The following is a 2,759-nucleotide window of genomic DNA, read 5'->3' as shown; positions in this document are numbered from 1 at the left end:
AATTAGTCATAAAAACTGATTGCGCAAAATAAAAACGAATATTGGCTAATAATTTAGAGTTCATAGGTTATATTTTCTTTTTAAATATTTTATTTTTCTTCTTAATTCAGGCCTTGATGAAATACCAAATTCATTTTTAAAGGCCGCAGAATATAAAATTTTATTTTCAAGGTATAGTTGTAGATAGCCGAGCTCTGAATGGCCGTAATCTGGCCATGGTTTTTTATTATATCTGTCATAATATGACACCCAATATAGATGCTCTTCTAAATGATTTAGGAACTCTTCTAAGTCAAAACCATTTGGATAACGCTCTTTAATTTTAGGTGGAATTATTATGCACAGTTCCCCATTTTTATTATTTAAGTGAAGGTCTTCCCTCGGTATTTTTTTTCTCTCGGCAATATTTGATATTTTACCATCTGTTTCTCTTATACTTGGAAGTGTATGATCATTAACCTTGCTAAAATCAATTTCTATACTGTATTTATCTTTAATACGAACACTATTTTCTGATGGGAATTCTAAATCAAAATCAATCACGCCTTTTATAATATTTATATCTTTATTATACTTTAAATAAGGATACTTTCGGCCTAAAAATTTAATTTCATCTTCTGTTAATCTATAAGTTTCCATATGGCGCACTTGGAGTTAAAAATGTCCTTGCCATGCTCCTTTTTTCTGGATTTTCCGTAACTAATGGGAATAGTGACTTATCATTATACCCAAATATTTTTCTCCATTCTTCAGAGGCTTCTTTGGGTTTCTCTGAATCCATATACTCAATAGCCTTTACAGACCTTTTTAAAGCTGTCTCGACATGCGTTTTAATGCTTTCTTCACAACTATTATTTATAAACTCTAAATAGTTTTTTATAACTACGGGATATTCTGAAAAATCAGCTCCTGCTTTAAATTCCTTTTTTAGAAAACTTATAATATCCTCCAATATATTATAGGATTTGTAATTTAAACTTTGAGTATTTCTAACCCATGTTTTGATCATCCGAGCTAAATTAGCAGTTAAACCATTTGTTTTCTGATTAGAATCATAAAACGCATCCATTTGCTTTCTAGGGTCAAATTTATCCCAGCTACCACCATTTTCACTGTTAGGGATAGTAAATGTACCATCTTCATTTTCATAGGCAGGCAAAACCTCTACATTATGACGATTATTGGTAAATTTAACTAAAACGACTTTGCCCCATGCTTTAATCTCATCAGTAGTAGTATATTTCTCTTTCAGAGCATTTCTAATATCCTGTAAAAGTGCTGAGGGGCCATTATTTTTATAACCCTTAAATTTATTGAAAACCGCTTCAGGTATTTTAAAGATAACATCTACATCTTGATTGTCAGATAATGGTCGAACATTGGTTTTTGTTCTGTATGACCCGAATAAAAATTTTGTTTTACCGTCGTAATTGGTCGCATAATAATATTTATGTAATTTATCGCAAACGCCGTCATATTTTGTAAAAGCATCGTTTTCTTGTTGGTCTGTGAGTCGAATATTTTCCGCAAATTCTTGGAACTGTTTTTTCATTCAATCTCCTAATATTATAGTTTATAGAGAAAAAATCACATTATATTGTTAATTTGATTATATTTATCACTATATTTAGAATGTCAAGTTGCGGCGTAATGTTTTTTATTATTGTCCCCAAAAATGAACTTTGTTTACATAATGTCTTTATCGGTATGTTAAATTATGATTAAAGGGGATTGTAAAAAAAGGTTATCGATCTGGTGAAAATATAAACTTCATTCATCATCACCATGAATGAGCCTGGAAGGAAGGCCATACGATAATGCCATTTATAGCTTATAACAAATATACAGGTGAAAGAATTGATATAACCAAGTTTATCAATCCCCGAAATGAACTATATAATGTTTTATTTGAATGCCAATTATGTAAAACCCAAATGTTCCTTCGTAAAAGCTCTAAAGGTTCATTTCATTTTTTTCATAAACGCTCATGCTCTTGTGATTATCAATATCATCCTGAAAGCCCTGAGCACTTAGCAGGCAAATCTTTTGTTGCAAATTATATCCTTCCGAAGTTGAATAAATACGCTTTTTTTAATCACTTATTTGAGGAACCATTGCATCTGGTAAAAAGAATAGCAGATATTGTTATTAAATTTCCTATGGGTTGGTGGATAGCACATGAAATCCAATTATCACCTATTACGCCGGATGAATTAGAAAAAAGGACTATTGATTATTTAGATGACGGAGTAGATGTTATGTGGTGGTTTGGGAAGAGTGCAGATACGGAATCAAATCGTATATGGGCAATAAACAAATACGGTTTTTCATTATGTTTATTTTTTGAGGACGAAGAGGTCTTCAGTTATGGATACAGTGAAAAAAGAAATGAATATGGTATAGAAGAAATAAAAACCTATAAATATAGCATCGCAGGGGAAACTGATAAAGCATATGAGCATCGCATGCTTTATATAATTGGCCATTGGTGGTTAGATTTAGCCTTTTTTAGATATTATCAGGTTTGGAAAAAAGGTAATAATGATAAATATAAAAAAGCTTTCTTTGCCAATCAGGTAACAATTCGTTCTTTTGCTGGAAAAATTGGCGCTGGTAATCAAAACCGATTTTTCAAATCTGGGAATATGTGGTGCATAATGGAAAATGAATTTTTATGTTACTTACAGAAGAAAGGTATCCCACCTCTTAAAAAGGTCGCTATAAGTAGCATCAAAAAGAAAGCTATAATGTATCAAAAA

3 protein-coding genes are annotated in these 2,759 nt (G+C 31.1%); 1 reads left to right on the top strand and 2 read right to left on the bottom strand.

The features are described from left to right. Positions 1 to 60 precede the first annotated feature (60 nt). Both K245_RS0121215 and K245_RS0121210 read right to left on the bottom strand, forming a co-directional pair. The gene (locus K245_RS0121215) at positions 61 to 639 is read right to left on the bottom strand and encodes a hypothetical protein (protein ID WP_027360769.1); all 579 of its coding nucleotides are present in this window, start codon (positions 637 to 639) and stop codon (positions 61 to 63) included. Beyond that, positions 626 to 1,552 carry a nucleotidyltransferase domain-containing protein gene (locus K245_RS0121210; RefSeq protein ID WP_027360768.1) on the bottom strand — a complete coding sequence of 309 codons (927 nt, stop codon included), beginning with the start codon at positions 1,550 to 1,552 and terminating at the stop codon, positions 626 to 628. The genes K245_RS0121215 and K245_RS0121210 overlap by 14 nt, the downstream gene beginning before the upstream one ends. A gap of 265 nt (positions 1,553 to 1,817) precedes the next feature. Between K245_RS0121210 and K245_RS27050 the strand changes: the two genes are divergently transcribed. Beyond that, the coding region (locus tag K245_RS27050; RefSeq protein ID WP_051284525.1) for a competence protein CoiA at positions 1,818 to 2,759 on the top strand (942 nt) is incomplete at its 3' end.

The sequence above is a fragment of the Desulforegula conservatrix Mb1Pa genome (genome assembly GCF_000426225.1).
Taxonomy (GTDB): Bacteria; Desulfobacterota; Desulfobacteria; order Desulfobacterales; family Desulforegulaceae; genus Desulforegula; species Desulforegula conservatrix.
The sequence above is the reverse complement of the archived record's forward strand: the minus strand, read 5'-3'. Positions and strand labels throughout refer to the sequence as shown.